The sequence below is a fragment of the Coprococcus sp. AM100_B19A genome (assembly GCF_027662015.1).
GTDB classification, from domain to species: Bacteria; Bacillota; Clostridia; order Lachnospirales; family Lachnospiraceae; genus Allocoprococcus; species Allocoprococcus comes.
In genome coordinates, this window is sequence record NZ_JAQDKN010000001.1 from 417,957 (window position 1) to 437,214 (window position 19,258).

General features: G+C 44.8%; 17 protein-coding genes. All 17 read right to left on the minus strand.

Annotation, left to right across the window (positions count from 1 at the left end; translation table 11 throughout):
* Positions 1-61 precede the first annotated feature (61 nt).
* Complete coding sequence (locus PGQ33_RS02070) at positions 62-346, minus strand: hypothetical protein (RefSeq protein ID WP_022219906.1); 285 nt, start codon at positions 344-346, stop codon at positions 62-64.
* Between the two features lie 98 nt (positions 347-444).
* Positions 445-1,686 carry an aspartate aminotransferase family protein gene (locus PGQ33_RS02075; protein WP_270205160.1) on the minus strand — a complete coding sequence of 414 codons (1,242 nt, stop codon included), beginning with the start codon at positions 1,684-1,686 and terminating at the stop codon, positions 445-447.
* 220 nt (positions 1,687-1,906) lie between these two features.
* Positions 1,907-2,521, minus strand: a complete 615-nt coding sequence (locus tag PGQ33_RS02080; RefSeq protein ID WP_008369238.1) for a putative ABC transporter permease — start codon at positions 2,519-2,521, stop codon at positions 1,907-1,909.
* Between the two features lie 64 nt (positions 2,522-2,585).
* Complete coding sequence (rpsU, locus tag PGQ33_RS02085) at positions 2,586-2,762, minus strand: 30S ribosomal protein S21 (RefSeq protein WP_004054229.1); 177 nt, start codon at positions 2,760-2,762, stop codon at positions 2,586-2,588.
* Between the two features lie 158 nt (positions 2,763-2,920).
* Positions 2,921-5,560 carry an alanine--tRNA ligase gene (alaS, locus tag PGQ33_RS02090; protein WP_055247083.1) on the minus strand — a complete coding sequence of 880 codons (2,640 nt, stop codon included), beginning with the start codon at positions 5,558-5,560 and terminating at the stop codon, positions 2,921-2,923.
* Between the two features lie 118 nt (positions 5,561-5,678).
* On the minus strand, positions 5,679-5,810 hold the full coding sequence (locus PGQ33_RS02095) for a vanadium nitrogenase (RefSeq protein ID WP_195249974.1): 132 nt from the start codon (positions 5,808-5,810) through the stop codon (positions 5,679-5,681).
* A 134-nt stretch (positions 5,811-5,944) separates the two neighbouring features.
* Complete coding sequence (locus PGQ33_RS02100) at positions 5,945-8,371, minus strand: homocysteine S-methyltransferase family protein (RefSeq protein ID WP_117556535.1); 2,427 nt, start codon at positions 8,369-8,371, stop codon at positions 5,945-5,947.
* 12 nt (positions 8,372-8,383) lie between these two features.
* A complete protein-coding gene (locus PGQ33_RS02105) occupies positions 8,384-9,031 on the minus strand; it encodes a vitamin B12 dependent-methionine synthase activation domain-containing protein (protein ID WP_055155914.1) in 648 nt (215 codons plus the stop codon).
* A 15-nt stretch (positions 9,032-9,046) separates the two neighbouring features.
* The gene (gene metF, locus PGQ33_RS02110) at positions 9,047-9,913 is read right to left on the minus strand and encodes a methylenetetrahydrofolate reductase [NAD(P)H] (RefSeq protein WP_008369248.1); all 867 of its coding nucleotides are present in this window, start codon (positions 9,911-9,913) and stop codon (positions 9,047-9,049) included.
* Positions 9,914-9,986: 73 nt separating this feature from the next.
* Complete coding sequence (glgA, locus tag PGQ33_RS02115; protein WP_270205161.1) at positions 9,987-11,423, minus strand: glycogen synthase GlgA; 1,437 nt, start codon at positions 11,421-11,423, stop codon at positions 9,987-9,989.
* 66 nt (positions 11,424-11,489) lie between these two features.
* A complete protein-coding gene (spo0A, locus tag PGQ33_RS02120; protein ID WP_055247075.1) occupies positions 11,490-12,275 on the minus strand; it encodes a sporulation transcription factor Spo0A in 786 nt (261 codons plus the stop codon).
* A 117-nt stretch (positions 12,276-12,392) separates the two neighbouring features.
* The gene (spoIVB, locus tag PGQ33_RS02125; protein ID WP_022220248.1) at positions 12,393-13,463 is read right to left on the minus strand and encodes a SpoIVB peptidase; all 1,071 of its coding nucleotides are present in this window, start codon (positions 13,461-13,463) and stop codon (positions 12,393-12,395) included.
* An 80-nt stretch (positions 13,464-13,543) separates the two neighbouring features.
* Positions 13,544-15,220 carry a DNA repair protein RecN gene (gene recN / locus PGQ33_RS02130; protein ID WP_270205162.1) on the minus strand — a complete coding sequence of 559 codons (1,677 nt, stop codon included), beginning with the start codon at positions 15,218-15,220 and terminating at the stop codon, positions 13,544-13,546.
* A gap of 12 nt (positions 15,221-15,232) precedes the next feature.
* Entirely contained in the window at positions 15,233-15,685 is a 453-nt protein-coding gene (argR, locus tag PGQ33_RS02135; RefSeq protein WP_008369259.1) for an arginine repressor, read from the minus strand.
* A gap of 3 nt (positions 15,686-15,688) precedes the next feature.
* The gene (locus PGQ33_RS02140; RefSeq protein ID WP_055260777.1) at positions 15,689-16,525 is read right to left on the minus strand and encodes an NAD(+)/NADH kinase; all 837 of its coding nucleotides are present in this window, start codon (positions 16,523-16,525) and stop codon (positions 15,689-15,691) included.
* 6 nt (positions 16,526-16,531) lie between these two features.
* Positions 16,532-17,365, minus strand: coding sequence for a TlyA family RNA methyltransferase (locus PGQ33_RS02145; protein ID WP_270205163.1), 834 nt, complete (start codon positions 17,363-17,365; stop codon positions 16,532-16,534).
* A 3-nt stretch (positions 17,366-17,368) separates the two neighbouring features.
* Positions 17,369-19,252, minus strand: a complete 1,884-nt coding sequence (gene dxs, locus PGQ33_RS02150; RefSeq protein ID WP_270205178.1) for a 1-deoxy-D-xylulose-5-phosphate synthase — start codon at positions 19,250-19,252, stop codon at positions 17,369-17,371.
* Positions 19,253-19,258: the final 6 nt, after the last annotated feature.

Consider the following 19,258-nt stretch of genomic DNA (forward strand, 5'->3'; position numbering starts at 1 on the left):
CTTTTTTCCATCCATCGATACTATATAAATAAGCCTTCTGACAGGAAAATAGAACCTTTCTTTACACTTCCCGGTTCATTTTTTCGCCTTCCTCATTGAACCAGTCCATTGCCTGACAGATTCCTTCTTCTGCAAATGGGAATTCTCTCTTTGTGATCTTTTCCTGTGGAATCTTATCATAAATAAACGGTCCTTCCCAGATACTTCCGACAAGAATCGTTTCTGAATTTTCCTCATCGGTCTTTTTTTCTTCTTTCGCCAGGCGATAGTTCATTTTTCCCATACTTCCGTTAAATTTCGCTTTTTTATAAAAATTCAGCGGAAAAAGCTGCATTCTTTCTAACATATTTTTCACCTCAAAAACCGGCACAGAAACTGGGGGATTTCTGTGCCGGTACTCTATTTTTTATACAATTATATCAATAAGTCGGAGGAATGTCTATACTATGCAGTCTTCTGATCTGCCTCATATTTTGCAGCAACTTCGTTGATTGCATCTCTCATGATCTCGATTGCCTGATCTACGTGTTCTTTTGCAAGGATCAGCGGCGGGATCATACGGTTTACGCTGTCGCCGATCGCTGTGATCAGAAGTCTTCTTCTGAAGCATGCCCATTTTACTTCAAGAGCGATCGGAATATCGTATTCGCATCCTACCAGAAGTCCTTTTCCTCTTGCTTCTTTTACATGTGGAAGCTCTGCAAGTTTTTCTTTCATGTATTCACCCATTACTTTTGCATTTCCACTTAAATCTTTGTCGAGGATTTCAGAAATGGAAGCAAGAGATGCGGCACATGCAAGTGGATGTCCACCGTATGTAGAGCCATGTGTTCCTGATGTAAATACTGCAGCTACTTCTTCGCTTGCGCAGCATGCACCGATCGGCATTCCGCCTCCCATAGCTTTTGCCATCGTTACACAGTCAGGTTTTACACCATATCCCATGAATGCCATTGGAGATCCTGTACGTCCCCATCCGGTCTGTACTTCATCGAGAAGGAGAAGCATACCTCTTTCATTACAGAGTTTACGAAGTCCTTCGATAAATTCCTGTGTTGCCGGATGTACACCACCTTCGCCCTGTACCGGCTCGATCATGATCGCGATCGTGTTATCTGTTACTTTTGACTTGAAATCTTCAAGGTTGTTATATTCTGCGTAGGAGAATCCCGGAAGCATCGGTTTGAATCCAAGCTGGCATGCATTATCCGGCTGTCCTGTTGCGGAAAGTGCTCCGTATGTTCTTCCGTGGAAACCATTGATTGCTGTTACGATATGGTAATGTTCCGGGCCATATTTTTCAACGCCGTATTTTCTTGCCATCTTGATCATACATTCGTTGGCTTCTGTTCCTGAGTTCTGGAAGAAAATCTTATCCATTCCGATCGTGTCACAGATCTTCTTTGCGAGAAGTGCCTGTGGAATTGTGTATGGGTAATTGAATGTATGCATGATGTCATCAAGCTGGTCTTTTACTGCTGCGACAACCTTCGGATTTCTGTTACCTGGTGTATTTACGGCAACTCCACCATAAAAGTCGAGGTAAGCTACTCCTTTTTCATCGTAGAGATACATACCTTCTGCACGTTCTGCGATAAAATCATATCTTGCATAGGTTTCTACCATATATTTTTTTACAATGTCCTTTAATTCTTCTGCTGTGAGTCCTGTGTCTTTGAGTTTCATAAGAATCTCCTCGCTTTCCTTCTTTTGATCATATACTACTTCATGCTATTCGTTCCGGACTTCGAATAAAAATGTGTAAAAGAATGTGCCTTTTGTTTAGCAGGAAATCCCTTCGGAATTTACCGCTAAACAAAAAGACGCCATGTACTAACTGTACATGACGTCCTTGTCGTTTACAAGACACAGTATAGACCACAGTCTATGGTTTTGTCAACAACAATTATGTCAAAAAATTATCTTTCATTTTGTCTTTTGCTTGTTCAATCTGCTGTATTTGTTCCTCATCCATGCTTTCCCGAAGATTTTCTTTCTTCTGGCGATAAATTGTCGCGGAAAAATCCATAATGTATCCAATCAGGATCAGATTGCCAATTGCACGCCCTGCACGAACCGGTATCATGGCAACAAACGCTGCAACTATGTTCTGCAGGAACATAAAAAGGAACAACGTATAGAATCCCCATGCGATCGAACTCTCCAGACAGATGATCCCCCTGTAGTTAAATGGCTTCTCATGGTAATCCCACCAGATCTCACCGAAAATGCGCTTCATCACAAGTGCCGTCAGAAATTCCAACGTCGTTGCAAGAAACGATCCCAGGAAAAACAGCAGTATACTATTGTCGCTATACGGACGTAATATAAAAAACACCGTAAGAGCACCAAACCCGTAGATCGGGCAAAACGGACCTTTTGCAAAGCCCCTGTTCGTAATCTTATGATTACAAAATGACATATAGATGGATTCCACCAGCCATCCCATCATGCTGTAAGTCAGAAACCACATCACAACCTCATATCCATCTATTCCAAATATTATCCTATTCCACCACATAAAATTTTCCTGTAAAAATGGAGGGTTTATGAATCATAAACCCTCCATTATTGTTCTGCACATATTAGTTATATTTACGTTTTCTAGCAGCTTCAGATTTCTTTTTACGTCTAACGCTTGGTTTTTCGTAATGTTCTCTTTTGCGAATCTCCTGCTGAATTCCTGCTTTGGCACAGTTTCTTTTGAATCTGCGTAAAGCACTATCTAACGTTTCGTTTTCTTTAACGATTACATTTGACATAGTCTCACACCTAACCTCCCCTCCAGCCTGGTATTGTGCATCATACGACTGTTCGGGTATATTTATTGCACTACATTAGATTATATCATATTTTTCATCTCAGTCAAGAATTTTTTGAAAAATAGGAAAAATATGCATAAATCTGTCATTTTCCGGCATTATTTTATCTGTTCTGCCAGTACCTCTTTGACTTTTGCAAGGGCATCCGGGATTCCAGCCGGGTTCTTTCCGCCAGCCTGTGCCATGTTCGGACGTCCACCGCCGCCGCCACCTACACAGGAAGCGATTGCCTTGATCAGGTTGCCTGCGTGAGCACCCTTCTTCATTGCTTCATCTGTTGCTGTAGCCATCAGGCTTACCTTGCCGTTCGCGCTGGATGCGATCACGACCACGCCTTCTCCGATCTTCTCCTTGAGCTGGTCTCCAAGGTCACGCAGTCCGTTCATGTCCATATCTTCTACGCTGACAGCAATCACTTTTACGCCGGCTACTTCTTCTACCTGATCCATCACATCACCCATGGCATCTTTTGCAAGCTTGCTCTTCAGGCTTTCTACTTCACTGTGAAGTTCTTTGTTCTCAGCCTGAAGGTGTGCGATCTTCTCAGATACAGTATCCGGAGTTGCTTTCAGGAGCTTGGCTGCTTCATGAAGCAACTGTTCCAGTTCTCCATAATAATCCATCAGTCCTTTGGATGTAAGTGCTTCGATACGGCGTACCCCTGCTGCCACACCACTTTCAGACAGGATCTTGAATGCTCCGATCTCGCTTGTATTGGCAACATGTGTACCACCGCAGAACTCAATAGAGTAATCTCCCATATTTACAACACGGACAATGTCGCCGTATTTCTCACCGAACAGAGCCTGTGCTCCGGTCTTTCTTGCTTCTTCGATCGGCATGTTCTTAATGACAACCGGCAGAGATCTGGAAATGCTTTCATTTACCATATCTTCTACTTTCTGCAGTTCTTCCGGTGTCATTGCCGAGAAATGAGAGAAGTCGAAACGAAGTCTCTTGTCGTCTACATAAGATCCGGACTGTTCTACATGTGTACCAAGTACGGTACGGAGTGCTTTCTGAAGCAGATGGGTCGCACTGTGGTTTCTTGCACAAAGCACACGTCTCTGCGAATCAACGGTCAGAGTAACCTGATCTCCAACCTTCATCATACCCTTTGCCATATAACCGATATGACCGATCTTGCCACCAAGCATCTTCTTCACATCTTCCACAACAAATTCACCGTCACCGCATTTGATCACACCGTGGTCGGCTTCCTGTCCACCGCTTGTTGCGTAGAACGGAGTCTCATCTACAAAGATGGTTCCTCTCTCACCGTCAGAAAGAGCGTCTACGATCTCATCTTCTGTGGTAAGTACCGTAATCTTCGATTCATATTCCAGATGCTCGTATCCGACAAACTTAGAAGTTACAGACGGATCGATGGATTCGTATACGGTTGCATCTGCTCCCATGTAGTTCGTTGCCTTACGTGCTTTTCTTGCAGTCTGACGCTGAACTTCCATTGCGGCTTTAAATCCCTCTTCATCAATATCTATACCTTCTTCTTCCAGGATCTCTTTGGTAAGATCGATTGGGAATCCATAGGTATCATATAATTTGAACGCATCTTCTCCGGACAGAGTCTTTGTTCCTTCTTCTGCCATCTTTTCTTTCATCTCATTCAGAATGACAAGCCCCTGGTCGATGGTCTTCTCAAACTGCTCTTCTTCCTTGCGGATGACATTCATGATAAAGTCTTTCTTTTCTTCCAGCTCCGGATATCCGTCTTTAGAGCCTTCGATCACAGTTGCAGCAAGATCTGTAAGGAATCCCGGTGCAACGTTCAGAAGTCTTCCGTGACGGCATGCACGGCGGAGAAGACGGCGAAGAACATATCCTCTTCCTTCATTAGACGGCATAATACCATCAGAGATCATGAAAGATACAGAACGCACATGGTCTGTGATTACACGCAGAGATACGTCTGTGCTTTCATTATCTCCATAAGATACTCCTGCGATCTCACATACCTGGTCACGCAGTGCTTTTAAAGTATCAATATCGAACATAGAATCTACATCCTGTACGATACATGCAAGTCTCTCAAGTCCCATACCGGTATCAATATTCTTCTGCTTCAGTTCGCTGTAGTTTCCATGTCCATCATTGTCGAACTGTGAAAATACGTTGTTCCAGATCTCCATATAACGGTCACATTCGCAGCCTACTGTACATCCCGGTTTACCGCATCCGTATTTTTCTCCACGGTCATAGTAAATCTCTGAACACGGACCGCACGGACCTGATCCATGCTCCCAGAAGTTGTCTTCTTTTCCAAAACGGAAAATTCTCTCCGGTGCAATACCAATCTCTTCGTTCCAGATCTTCCATGCCTCATCATCGTCTTCATATACGGACGGGTACAGACGATCCGGATCCAGTCCAACCACTTCTGTCAGGAATTCCCATGACCAGTGGATTGCTTCTGTCTTAAAGTAATCACCGAATGAGAAGTTACCAAGCATTTCAAAGAAAGTACCGTGACGTGCAGTCTTTCCTACGTTCTCGATATCTCCTGTACGGATACATTTCTGACAGGTTGTCACACGGCGTCTCGGTGGGATCTCCTGTCCTGTAAAATATGGTTTCAGCGGTGCCATTCCTGAATTGATCAGCAGAAGGCTGTTATCATTGTGCGGCACCAGCGAAAAGCTTTTCATTTTTAAATGACCTTTGCTCTCAAAAAAGTCAAGAAACATGCGTCTAAGTTCGTTAACTCCGTAAGCTTTCATCTTTATCCTCCTCGCTTCTATCAGCTAAATTCTAATTATAAAGAGATTTTGATGGCTTGTCAATATAATGAAATTTAAAAAGGAACCGCATTTTCTGCGATTCCTTCTTTTTTCCATTCTACTTAGTCTCTGAATTCTTTGCGTCTTTTCTTTCGCGAAGCTTCTTGCCTGCAAAAACCCCTCCGACTGCAAACACTCCGATAAAGAGCATTTTCAATACCGTAGAAATCAGTGTTGAAAAAAATGCCATCTTGTCATGCCTCCCATGCTATCATTTTCTTTTCTCCTTGATTTATGCATATTATAGCATATACAAAAAAATTTTCCAAACTTTTTTAGCGTTTTCACATACAATTTCGACCTTTTGTATCTGCCTTGCAGTTCCTACTCCACCATGCCAAAAAATTTCTGCGCATAGTGTACGGACTGCATGGCATCTTTTCCATAGAAATCTGCCCCGATCATATCCGCGTAATCCTGGTTCAGAACAGCCCCGCCTACCATGACTTTGCAGTCCGGTTTTTTCTCTCTTAAGAGTTTGATCGTCTCTTCCATGCTGACTACAGTTGTGGTCATCAGCGCACTTAAGCCTACCAAAGTGACATTCTCCTCAACTGCTTTTTCTACGATTGCCTCCGGCGGCACATCCTTTCCGAGATCGATCACATCAAAACCATAATTTTCAAGAAGAACTTTCACTATATTCTTTCCGATATCATGGATATCACCTTTCACGGTAGCAAGGATGATCTTCTCCTTCTTTTCTTCTTCCTGTCCGGATGAAGCAAGCACATCCTTGATAACTGCAAAGGCAATCTTCGCAGCATCCGCACTCATCAGAAGTTGCGGAAGGAAGACGGTTCCCTTTTCAAAACCTTCACCGACTACATTGAGTGCCGGGATCAGTTCCTCCTGGATGATATCCAGCGGTTCCCTCGTACCGATCAGGTCACGGGTGATATGATGTGCCTCTTCTTTCAGCCCTCTCTCGATCGCATATTTGAGTGTCATCTCAACGCCTGCAGCTTTTGGTGCATTTCCGGCTGCTGCAGCTGCCTGCGATGCCTGGACTGTCACCGTCTCTGTGGTTCCCGCATAAGTACTGATATAATTCGTACAATTTTCATCAAAGCCCATCAGTGCATTATAAGAACGATAAGCTTTCATCATATCTTCTGAGGATGGATTGATGATTCCTGCCGTCAGTCCGTTCTGCATTGCCATCGCATAGAAATAGCTGTTGACGATCGGGCGCCTTGGAAGTCCAAAAGAAATATTCGATACTCCAAGAACGGTTCTGACCCCGAATTCTTCCCGTACTCTCTTCAGTGCTTCCAGAGTAACCTTTGCCCCGTCTTTTTCCGAACTGATGGTCATGGTCAGCACGTCGATCACAATATCTTTCTTGTCGATTCCGTATTTGGCTGCTTCGTTGATGATTTTACCCGCAACACGCACACGGCCTTCTGCGTCCTTCGGAATCCCCTCTTCATCAATGGTCAGTCCGACAACCACACCGCCGTATTTCCGGATCAGAGGGAATACTTCGTCCATAGAAACCTGCTTTCCGTTTACAGAGTTGATCATCGGCTTTCCATTGTAGATGCGCATTGCACGTTCCATAGCCTTTCCATCTACTGTGTCAATCTGAAGTGGAAGACTGGTCACGCTCTGCAGTTCTTTTACAACTTTTTCCATCATGGCAACTTCGTCAATATCCGGAAGTCCTACATTGACATCCAGAATGTGCGCGCCCTTATCCTGCTGCGTGATCGCTTCTTTCAGGATGTAGTCCATATCTTCATTTTTCAATGCTTCTTTGAATTTTTTCTTTCCGGTCGGGTTGATTCTTTCTCCGATGATACGCGGCATATCATCCAGGATCACAGCCTGTCCATAAGAAGATACGATCGTATCATGCTTTTTCTCGATCTCACGCAGCGGAAGATCTTTGCATTCTTCTACCAGCTTTTTAATATGCTCCGGTGTCGTTCCGCAGCATCCGCCGATCACACAGGCTCCTCCTTTTACAACCTCCTGCATGATCCGGGCAAACTCATCCGGCTCTACATCGTAATACGTTTCCCCGTTCTTCTGCTTAGGAAGTCCGGCATTTGGCTTCACAATGATCGGAAGGGAGGTATATCTTCTTAAATCGTTCAGGATTGGAAGCATCTGTTTCGGCCCAAGTCCACAGTTCAGCCCCAGTGCATCTACGCGGAGTCCTTCCAGCATTGCCACAACAGAAGGGACATCCCCACCTGTCAGAAGCTTTCCTCTTTCATCAAAGATCATGGTTACAAATACCGGAAGAGAAGAATTTTCTTTTGCTGCAAGAATGGCTGCCTTTACTTCATAGGTGTCACTCATGGTCTCGATATGGATCAGGTCTGCACCGTACTTTTCTCCATAGCGGACGGCTTCTGCAAATGCTTCATAAGCATCATCAAAATCCAGATCTCCCATTGGTTTTAATAGCTTTCCGGTCGGTCCCATATCCAGTGCCACATAAGTCTCTTTTCCAATCTGCTCCCCTGCTCTTTTTGCATTTGCAATCCCTGCACGGATCACTTCTTCAACCGTATATCTGTCATCATGAAATTTGCAGACATTAGCGCCAAAGGTATTTGCAAGAACCACATCACTTCCTGCTTCATAATATCTGCGGTGAATCGCTTCCACCTTTTCCGGATGTTCGATGTTCCAGGTCTCCGGAAGCTCTCCCGGTGCAAGTCCTTCTGCCTGCAGAAGAGTTCCCATTCCTCCATCTAAAAATAAAAGTTCTTTTCCCAAACGTTCTCTGATATTCATACCCTACGCTCCTTAATTTCTTCTGTAAATGCAGTCCTTCTTCTCACACACTTCGCAGCCTTTGATGTGGCATTTTTCCTGCGTATCACTGATCCCAATGATTGCAGTCACCGATTTTGTCGGTGTGAGCATATAGCTGTCTGTCATGGTAAGTCCGATCTTCTTTGCCGTATCCAGCATCCGTAAGATATCGTCCTGATGATGGATATCAAAATCACCGTACCCCGGACTGAATCTCGGTCTGAGCCATTTATTCTGTGCTTTTAACTCTTCTCCGATCGAAAGCTGCAGATCGTCACAGTACTCCTCCAGATATGCAGCTGCGCATGCCTGCAATACGACAGATTTCGCCATATCTGTCAGTGAATAACGTTTCATCAGTATATCGACACTGGTACCGAGTGTTGCGCCAAATACAACTGCCTCTTTGCAACCTCTGAGATTCTTTCCGAGACTTCTGCTTTTAATATTCATTTTTCCGATCGTCACCTGGTCTTCTCCTGTAACTTTACAGTCAAAAATGCGATAGACGGATTTTGCCTGCGTAGTCTGATCGAGTTCCCCGAAGGAAACATCGATCAGCGCAAGCGTCTGTTCATCTACCGCATGTCTTCCATATCCCAGATAACGAATTGCTTCTTTCGTTCTGGCATCTGTCATCTTTCTTATGTTCCTTTATTTTACGATTTCTGAAAGGTTCTGCATGATTGCAGCAGCTACTTCCGGTTTATTCATCGAATATACGTGGATATTGCGAACTCCATTTGCGATCAGGTCAATGATCTGGTCGGTCGCATATGCAATTCCCGCCTGCTTCATCGCTGCCGGATCATCTCCAAAATAATCTACGATCGCACGGAATCTCTGCGGAACAGCAGTTCCTGAAAGGGCGCAGCTTCTTGCGAGCTGCTTTTTCGTTGTGATCGGCATGATTCCCGGAAGCACCGGTATCATGATTCCCTGTTCACGGATACGATACAGGAAATTATAGAAAATATCATTATTGAAAAACATCTGTGTGGTAATAAAATCCACTCCACAATCTACCTTTTCTTTGAGATAACGGATATCATCTTTCTTGTGTTCCATCTCTACATGTCCTTCCGGATAGCATGCAGCTCCGATGCAGAAGTCTCCCATTTTTTTGATGTCTTCGATCAGTTCACAGGCATGAGAATACTGTCCCGGAAGCGGAAACTGTCCATCCTGCGGGATATCTCCTCTGAGTGCAAGGATATTCTCAATCCCTTCTTTCTGAAGCTGTCCGATAACCTTATGTACCTCTTCCTTGGTTGAGGACACACAGGTCAGATGTGCAAGTGCCGGAATCTTCAGGTCATTCTTGATATGACTTGCAATCTTAACCGTATTCTTACTGGTTCCACCACCGGCTCCATAGGTAACACTGATAAATGACGGGGTAAGTTCTGCGATCCCATCCGTTGCTTTTAACACGGATTCAAAGCCCGCATCCGTCTTCGGTGGAAACACTTCAAAGGAAATATGTACTCCGTCTGCTTTAATTTTGTCTATAATCCTCATAACGAATGTTTCTCCTCTGTAAATTTTTTCATTTCATGATACCATATTTTCCGGTAAATTACCAGAATGCATTTTACATATTTTCGTAAAGTTCTTCGTAAAGCTTGGCTGAATTCTTCCATGAGAAGTCTTTTTCCATACCACGCTCTACGATCTTGTTCCAGTCACGCTTCTTGTCATAGTAAATCTGTTCTGCATATCTTACAGTTGCAAGCATCTCATGCGCATTGTAATTGGTGAAGCTGAATCCGGTTCCGGTCTTCTCGTATTCGTTGTAAGCTTCTACAGTATCTTTGAGTCCGCCTGTCTCTCTTACGATCGGCACCGTACCATATCTCAGACTCATCAGCTGGCTCAGTCCACATGGTTCAAATAATGACGGCATCAGGAATGCATCACAGGATGCATAGATCTTGTGAGACATCGGCTCTGAATAATAGATCTGTGCAGATACCTTATCCGGATACTTCCATGCGAAATGACGGAACATGTTCTCGTATCTCTCATCTCCGGTACCGAGTACGACGATCTGAACCGCATCCTGGCAAAGTTCATCCATCACACAGTCAATCAGGTCAAAGCCCTTCTGGTCGGTCAGTCTGGATACGATACCGATCATCATACGGTGCGGATCTCTCTCCAGTCCGAGTTCTTCCTGCAGCGCCATTTTATTTTTCACTTTCTCCTTGCGGAAGTTTTCGACAGAATAAGTTCTTGCAATGTTGGTATCTGTTGCCGGATTAAAATCATCGTAATCAATACCATTGACAATTCCTGACAGGCAGTTTGATCTTGCCTGCATCAGTCCTTCCAGCTTCTCCCCGTAAAACGGTGTCTTGATCTCTTCCGCGTAACTGCTGCTTACCGTTGTCACACGGTCAGCGTAGACAATTCCGCCTTTCAGATAGTTGGCATCGTCATATGCTTCCAGCTTATCCGGTGAGAAATAGTATGCCGGAAGTCCGGTGATATCCATAACCGTCTTCTTATCCCAGATACCCTGGAATTTGAGGTTATGTATGGTGATCACAGTCTTGATTCCACGGAAAAACTCATTGTTATAGCGGAAATTATCCAGATAAATCGGAACAAGCCCGGTCTGCCAGTCATGACAGTGAATGATATCCGGTCTGAAATCCAGAAGTGGCAGTGCACTTAAGGCTGCTTTTGAAAAAAATGCAAACTTCTCAATATCGTATGCAATATCACCATATGGCTTCGAACCATTAAAATAATATTCATTGTCTATGAAATAAAAAGTGATTCCTTCGTACTGAAGTTCAAGAAGCCCTACATACTGCTGTCTCCAGTTCAGATCCATATAGAAATGAAGTCTATAAGAAAGTTTATCTTTCCATTCGTCTTTCATGCACATATACTTTGGAAGCATAACACGTACATCGTATTTGTTCTTATCAAAATATTTTGGTAGTGATCCCACTACATCGGCTAATCCTCCTGTTTTGATAAACGGAACTGCTTCAGATGACACAAATAATACTTTTTTCATTTAACACCCTCCTTACTCTCGCGGCTTATTTATAATTATACCTCAATTTCATTCGTTTGAAAAGAATTATCTGCGCTTTGATTTCAGTCTGATCGTGTCTGCGACCAGAGCAATAAATTCAGAATTGGTCGGTTTTCCTTTCCCGTTACTTACTGTATAACCGAAAAGAGCTTCTAAGGTATCCAGCTTTCCCCTGCTCCATGCAACCTCGATCGCATGGCGGATCGCCCGTTCAACACGGCTCGATGTGGTCTGGTTCTTTTTCGCGACTGTCGGATACAGGATCTTTGTGATCGCATTTAAAACTTCCATATCGTCAACCGCCATCAGAATGGAATCCCTCAGATAATGATACCCTTTTATATGTGCCGGGATTCCGATTTCATGGAGCAGTTCTGTCACCTGTGTTTCCAGGTCCTCCTCAGAAGGTTCCGCATATACGGTATAATCTGTGTAAGGCGCTACACTCTTTTCCGCATGTCCGGAGCTTTTGATCCGCTGAAGGATTGTTTCATTGCGAAATGGTTTCAGGATGTAGAAGGCTGCTCCTTTTTCGAAGGCATCTTCCGTGATCCTCTCCTGTCCAATCGCAGTTACAATAATAAAATTCGGCTGTTTCTTTACTGTTTTATCTGCGCCTATCATTTCCATCACACTGATTCCATCCATTTTCGGCATGATCAGGTCAAGAAGTACAACGTCAGGCTGTTTATCTCTTATAATGTGATAAATATCTTCTCCGTTCCTGGCTTTTCCCACCAGTTTGAGATCTTTATCACTTTCTACAATTTCTCCTAGTAAATTCAACATTCTTTCGTTATCGTCAGCAATCGCTACATTCAGTTTTTCCATAAAGCCTTTCCCCTCCTTAAAGTGACAATTTGCACTGGAATGTAACCTATTATAACCTTCTGTATTCTGCGAATACAAGCAAATGGTGTCGCAGAAATCTGACAAGGTTCGCATATTTCAATCTTTTTTCAGATTTTCCAGCATATTTTCGATAAATATTCCGTATCCTTTTGTCGCATCCTGTACGAAAACATGTGTCACTGCACCTATAATCTTTCCATTCTGCATGATGGGGCTTCCACTCATTCCCTGCACAATCCCACCGGTCAGTTTAAGTAACCGTTTGTCAGTAACCTGAATTTCAATCCCCTTGTTCACCTCCCTGGCATCCAGGTCAACTTTTGTGATTCTGACTGTATAATCTTCTGTCTTTCCGCTTACTGCACAGCGGATATACGCCTTTCCAACCTGAATTTCTTCCTTTGCCACAGCCGGATAAGCTTCTTTGCTGTCAAATATTCTCTCAATCCTGTCTAATTTCCCATAAATCCCTGTCTCTGTGTTTGTAGTAATCGAACCTAAAATATTGTAATGATTGTAGACAATGATCCCTTCCATCCCTCCGGGATTTCCGTTCTCACCTTTTTTAATATTCTGAATGCTGGTATCATATAATCTTCCCGTTGACATTTCGATCAGTTTGCCGGTATCTACATCATGTATTCCATGTCCCAACGCACCGTATTCACTATCCGCATTCAGAAAAGTGATTGTGCCGAGTCCCTGCGCGTTATCACGCACCCAGATTCCAAGTTTATATGCCCCGCCTTCATCTTTTGTCGGATGAAGTTGTACATCAATATACACTTTTTTTCGACGAATGTGTAAGATAACGGACTTATTCGATAATTTTTTAACCCGTTCGATAAGCTCAGATTTATTATAAATACTGTCAGAATCAACTCCGACAATATAATCTCCCTCCTTCACCAGATGCTTCGCCGGATTCACACCGATCCCATCTTTTCCCTTAATTTCCTGCGTCCCCAGCACCATCACGCCATCCGTCTCCATATAGATCCCAACCGGCATCCCTCCCGGAATCAGAAGGTTTCCCGAAAGTTCACTGACCGAAGCCTCCCTCTCCGCTTTCTCAGCCCGCCATTCCCTGTAGCAATAGCCGCCTCCTATAACCACGATTACCGCTAATAACACACTTAACATTTTCCGATAACTTCTAACCGACATTACACACCCCTTTTTCCTCCCTAAAATTCCGCAAAAAATAAGGCAGGATTTTTTCTCCTGCCTCTAGTATGTGCTCAATCTTATTTTTTCAAACCGGATGCCAGAATTTTCATCTCCCGTGCGTTTTCCAGCACCGCATCCGTAATCTTTGCGCCTCCAAGGATCCTTCCCAGCTCCTGCACAGATTCTTCCCCGTCAAGCTGCCGGATCTTGGTCTTTGTCATCTGATCTTCCACCCGTTTTTCAATCAGGTAATGAGTATCTGCCATTGCAGCGATCTGTGCCAGATGCGTAATGCAGATCACCTGATGTTTCCTGCCGATCAGGCACATCTTCTCGGAAACCTTCTGTGCGGTACGACCGCTGATCCCCACATCAATCTCATCAAAGATCAGTGTCTCGATCTCATCTTTATCCGCCATGACTGCCTTGATTGCAAGCATGATGCGGGAAAGTTCACCGCCGGATGCCACAGTTGCAAGCGGTCTTGTCGGTTCACCCGGATTCATGGAGATCATAAATTCCACCTCATCCGTTCCTTCTACTGTGTACCCGGAGGTTTTTGAAAACCGAATTTCAAAGCAGACATCCAGGAAATTCAGATCCTGAAGTCCTTCTGCGATCTTTGCCTGCAAAAGCTTTGCCTCTTTTTTACGGATCTCCGACAGACCCTCGCATTCTTTTTGCAGACGTTCCTCTGATTTTTTCAGTTTTCCCTTTAATTCATTTAAATATTCATCATAATTTTTTAAAATCAGGAGGCGCTCCTCGTCATCCGCCTTATGCTGCAGGATTGCCTCTGCCGAATCTCCGTATTTGACCTTCAGATGATTGATCTGGTTCAGCCGGCTCTCCGTCTCATAGAACTGTTCCGGTTCAAAGGAAAGACTGTCCAGATAACAGCGAAGCTCGCGCCCGGAATCCCCGATCAGATTCTCCACTTCGACCAGCTGTTCATACAGTTCTCCCGATTTGTCATCATGTTCTGCCGCCACAGCCGCCGCACGCACTGCCCGTCCGATCGCTTCTGCCGCACTTATACCGCCTTCTCCTGCTGTATACAGATACGCCTCTTCCAGATTCTCTGCGATTCTTTTCCCCTGCATCATCCGCCGGTAATCTTCTTCTACCGACTGGCATTCTGCCGCAGTGATTCCTGCATTTTCAATCTCATCAATCTCAAATTCAAGAAAAGAAATCTCTTTGGTTCTCTCAGCCTCGTCTTTATCGGCTTCCTTAAGTTCTTTTTCCAGCCGGCGGTATTCCTTGTATGAATCCGCCACTTTTTTCTTCCATTCTCCGGCTTCTTTTGCAAATGCATCCAGAATTGCCAGATGATTTTTTTTATATAACAGTGACTGATGCTCATGCTGTCCGTGAATATCGATCAGAACCTGGGCTGCTTCCTTTAGCCGCCCCAGTGTCACAGTCTCTCCATTGATCCGGCTCACACTTCGGTTTCCGTTAAACCGTCTGGTGATAATGATCTGCCCTCCGTCCGGCGAAAGATCCATCTCTTCCAGCTTCCGTACCGTTTCCGGATTTTCCACATAAAAGGTCAGTTCTACAAGTCCCTTATCGGCTCCCTTACGAAGCATATCTGCTGAATATCTTCCGCCCAGGGCAAGACTGACACTCCCCAGGATAATTGATTTTCCGGCACCGGTTTCCCCGGTCAGGATATTGAGTCCACCAGAGAAATCCACTTCCGCCTCATCGATTAGCGCCAGATTTTTTACATGCAAATTTTGTAACATTCTTTCTCCTGTCTATTGTTCCAGTAGTTTCTTGATCTTTTCCATCAGTAGAATCGTATCATCTACGGTCCGCACAGCGCACATGATCGTATCATCCCCGGCAATACAGCCAACGATCTCATTCCAGTTCATCGCATCCAGTGCCGCAGCCACTGCCATCGCCATACCGGATACCGTTTTCAGTACCAGAATGTTCTGAGCCATATCCATAGAGCTGAATCCATCCCGCAAAATGCGCACATATTTTTCAGTCATTCCGTTCTGTGCACTCTGGAGTACCGCATATTTCTGCCTGCCGTTTTCTGCCGGAACCTTGGTGAGCTTTAAGTCGCGGATGTCTCTGGATACCGTTGCCTGCGTCACTTTAAATCCCGCTTCATTCAGATACTCGGCAAGCTCATCCTGTGTCTCAATCTGATATTTGTTGATCAATTCTACAATTTTGGCATGTCGGTTTACTTTCATCTTCTAGTTTCCTTTCATCTTTTCACGTAATGTTTCCAGAAAGCTCACTTTGCTGAGTTTTACGATTTTCGCTGTCTCCCATGCCTTTTTGATCCGGATCCGGTCACCGGTATGAAGCGTGACTTCATCCGCACCATCATATGCAATCACTGCTTCCTCGATCTGATTTTCCCGTTTTGCACCAATCTCGATCACGATCTCATCTTTGTCCGCGAAAACGATACTGCGGGAATTGAGTGCATGCGAGCAGATCGGTGTCACAACGATCAATGACGCTGTCGGCTCCACGATCGGTCCTCCTGCAGACAGATTGTACGCAGTAGAACCCGTTGGTGTGGACACGATCAATCCGTCCGCATCATAGGAGTTCAGAAACTCTCCGTTAACATAGAGATTAAAATGAACAATCTTCATGCTGCCGGATCTTGTCATGACAATATCATTGAGTGCCACATCCCTTACATTGCGGTATGCAGCGGATCCATACAGCATCATTCTCTCTTCAATCGTATAATTGCCCTCTACGAGCTGTTTTACAGCCTCTTCTACATTCTGCACCTCTACCTCGGTCAGATAGCCAAGGGTGCCCATATTGATTCCAAGCATCGGAAGATCCCGCCCGAACAGACGTCTGGATGCCTGGATAAAGGTTCCGTCTCCGCCTACCGTCAACACACAATCAATATCCTTTGGAATCTTGATCTTTGAAAAATTTCCTTCTTCCGGCTGCTCTTCCAGATAACATTTCTTCCCGTAGGATTCAATGCATTTTTTGATTTTCACGGTGATCTTCCGATTTGCATCCTTCATATCATTCGTGATAATGTAAAACTTTTCCATGTCTTTTTATTTCTTCTCCTCAGCCGGATCCTTTTTTGCAAGTGTGTCAAAAGCAGCATCGACAGTCCCCCGAATGTCTACGCTCTCCACAATCCTTGCCTCTTCCTCCGACCTTTTTTTCAGATGTACCAGATACTCGATATTCCCTTCCGGTCCTTTGATCGGTGAAAATTCAAGTGCTGCTACTTCAAAGCCGATCGATACTGCATAATCGGTTACTTTTTCGATGACCTCGATATGGGTACTCTTTTCCCTTACCACACCTTTTTTCCCAACCTTCTCACGTCCGGCTTCAAACTGTGGCTTGATCAACGCAACGATCTCTCCGTTCTCTTTCAGGTAATTGCGGATTGGGAGAAGTACCTTCGTCAGCGAAATAAAAGAAACATCAATCGATGAAAAATCAATCGGTTCTCCCAGATCTTCCGGCTGTACATAACGGATGTTGGTCTTTTCCATGCAGACCACTCTTTCATCCTGACGTAATTTCCAGTCCAGCTGACCATGTCCCACATCGATGGCAAACACCTTGACTGCTCCATTTTGCAGCATGCAGTCTGTAAATCCTCCTGTCGAAGATCCCACATCGGTACATACCTTTCCTTCCATGGATACATCAAAATTCTTCATCGCCTTTTCCAGCTTAAGTCCTCCGCGGCTGACATACGGAAGTGCATGTCCACGGACTTCGATCTGAACCTCTTCCGAAAAGGAAGTTCCCGCTTTATCCTCTCTCTGCCCGTCCACGAATACATTGCCGGACATGATGATCGCTTTTGCCTTTTCTCTGGAGGATGCCAGATTTCTCTTTACAAGTAATACATCCAACCGTTCTTTCATTCTCTATCTATCCCTCCTGCTCTCTTCTGCTATATATGCAGTGATAATCCTGTCCACGCAGGATTCAATATCCAGCATCACCTCACTGCGAAGTAGGTCTACACTTCCGTGTTCGATATAGTCATCCGGCAGTGCCAGATTCAGAACCTCTGTGTCTGTCTCAAGACCTGCCAGATAAGCAGTCACAAATTCTCCGAATCCGCCTCTGCGGATATTCTCTTCCAGTGTCACGATCAGCCGGTGTTCCACCGTCAGTTTCCGGAGCATCTCCTCATCCACCGGCTTTACAAACCGGGCATTGATCAGGGTACAGTTATATCCAATCTCTTTCAAACGCTTCCGAACCTGAACTGCCTGCTCAAACATATGTCCGACACTGATGATCGCAATATCCTCTTCTTCATAGACCGGCTCACTCTTTCCATACTCAATCGGTGCTCTGTATTCACGGAATCCGTCAAATGCGCTGCCTCTTGGATAGCGCACTGCTGCCGGTGCTCCAAGTCTCACCGCAAACCGCACCATGTCCGCCAGTTCCCATTTATTTTTCGGAGAAAGGACGGTCATATTCGGAATCATTGACAGATAAGAAAGATCAAAGATCCCCTGATGGGTCTCCCCGTCGCTTCCCACAAGTCCTGCCCTGTCCACAGCAAATACGACCGGAAGCTTCTGCAGACAGACATCATGGATCATCTGGTCAAATCCTCTCTGTAAAAACGAAGAATATACAGCAAATACCGGATGCAGTCCTGCCGCAGCAAGTCCTGCCGCAAAGGTCACGCCATGTCCCTCTGCGATCCCCACATCAAAAAAGCGGTCCGGATAGTATCTGTGAAATGCTGCCAGACCGGTACCGTCTTCCATTGCCGCCGTGATTGCTACCAGTCTGTCATCTTTTTTTGCCAGATCCAGCATAACCTTGGAAAACACATCTGTACAGGAATCCTTTCCACTTTTGGAAATCGGCTCTCCTGTCTGGATATCAAACGGACCTGTTCCATGGAAACGGGAAGGGTTTTCTTCTGCCGGGAGATACCCTTTCCCCTTTTTCGTCAGTACATGGACAAGCACCGGTCCTTTTACCCTTTTTGCCTCGGTAAACGCACGGCGCAGCGCCTTCAGGTCATGCCCGTCCACCGGTCCTAAATACTTGATTCCCATATCTTCAAAGAACATTCCCGGAACCAAAAGCTGCTTGATGCTGCTTTTGGTGCGCTTAATATGCCGCACCATCTTTTCACCGCCAAACGGAATACTGCCAAGTACATTTTCCACGGTATCCTTCAGATTGGTATAGGCCTGGGCAGTGCGCAGCTCCCCGAGATAACTGGACATTCCACCGACATTTTTGGAAATAGACATATGGTTATCGTTGAGTACGATGATGAAATTCGTCTTCATCTCCGCAGCATTATTCAGTGCTTCATAAGCCATTCCTCCGGTCAGTGATCCATCACCGATAACAGAGATCACGGAATAATCCTGTCCCAGGATATCCCTCCCTCTGGCATATCCAAGTCCGGCCGAAATCGAAGTGGAGCTATGACCGGTATCAAAGGCATCACAGTCACTTTCTTTCCTCTTCGGGAAACCACTCATACCGCCGTATTTTCTCAAACCATCAAATCCTTCTTTCCTTCCGGTCAGAATCTTATGCGTATAAGACTGATGCCCTACATCCCAGATCATCTTATCCTCCGGAAGCTGAAAACTGAGATGCATTGCCATGGTAAGCTCTACCACACCCAGATTGGACGCAAGATGCCCTCCTGTCTTGCTGATCTTCTCAACAAGAAAGGTACGGATTTCTTCTGCAAGCCCTGCCAGTTCCCGTTCATTTAATTTTTTAATATCATTCGCTTCGTGAATCTGCTCCAGATACACTTCATC

What these genes read in the sequence shown, in the direction of transcription:
- recN (WP_270205162.1), bottom strand. Translation starts at nt 15,220, where the DNA reads ATGTTACAAAATTTGCATGTAAAAAATCTGGCGCTAATCGATGAGGCG.
- PGQ33_RS02075 (WP_270205160.1), bottom strand. Translation starts at nt 1,686, where the DNA reads ATGAAACTCAAAGACACAGGACTCACAGCAGAAGAATTAAAGGACATT.
- argR (WP_008369259.1), bottom strand. Translation starts at nt 15,685, where the DNA reads ATGAAAGTAAACCGACATGCCAAAATTGTAGAATTGATCAACAAATAT.
- PGQ33_RS02080 (WP_008369238.1), bottom strand. Translation starts at nt 2,521, where the DNA reads ATGTGGTGGAATAGGATAATATTTGGAATAGATGGATATGAGGTTGTG.
- PGQ33_RS02095 (WP_195249974.1), bottom strand. Translation starts at nt 5,810, where the DNA reads ATGGCATTTTTTTCAACACTGATTTCTACGGTATTGAAAATGCTCTTT.
- PGQ33_RS02100 (WP_117556535.1), bottom strand. Translation starts at nt 8,371, where the DNA reads ATGAATATCAGAGAACGTTTGGGAAAAGAACTTTTATTTTTAGATGGA.
- PGQ33_RS02140 (WP_055260777.1), bottom strand. Translation starts at nt 16,525, where the DNA reads ATGGAAAAGTTTTACATTATCACGAATGATATGAAGGATGCAAATCGG.
- spo0A (WP_055247075.1), bottom strand. Translation starts at nt 12,275, where the DNA reads ATGGAAAAACTGAATGTAGCGATTGCTGACGATAACGAAAGAATGTTG.
- rpsU (WP_004054229.1), bottom strand. Translation starts at nt 2,762, where the DNA reads ATGTCAAATGTAATCGTTAAAGAAAACGAAACGTTAGATAGTGCTTTA.
- PGQ33_RS02070 (WP_022219906.1), bottom strand. Translation starts at nt 346, where the DNA reads ATGTTAGAAAGAATGCAGCTTTTTCCGCTGAATTTTTATAAAAAAGCG.
- alaS (WP_055247083.1), bottom strand. Translation starts at nt 5,560, where the DNA reads ATGAAAGCTTACGGAGTTAACGAACTTAGACGCATGTTTCTTGACTTT.
- PGQ33_RS02145 (WP_270205163.1), bottom strand. Translation starts at nt 17,365, where the DNA reads ATGAAAGAACGGTTGGATGTATTACTTGTAAAGAGAAATCTGGCATCC.
- metF (WP_008369248.1), bottom strand. Translation starts at nt 9,913, where the DNA reads ATGAGGATTATAGACAAAATTAAAGCAGACGGAGTACATATTTCCTTT.
- spoIVB (WP_022220248.1), bottom strand. Translation starts at nt 13,463, where the DNA reads ATGTCGGTTAGAAGTTATCGGAAAATGTTAAGTGTGTTATTAGCGGTA.
- PGQ33_RS02105 (WP_055155914.1), bottom strand. Translation starts at nt 9,031, where the DNA reads ATGACAGATGCCAGAACGAAAGAAGCAATTCGTTATCTGGGATATGGA.
- glgA (WP_270205161.1), bottom strand. Translation starts at nt 11,423, where the DNA reads ATGAAAAAAGTATTATTTGTGTCATCTGAAGCAGTTCCGTTTATCAAA.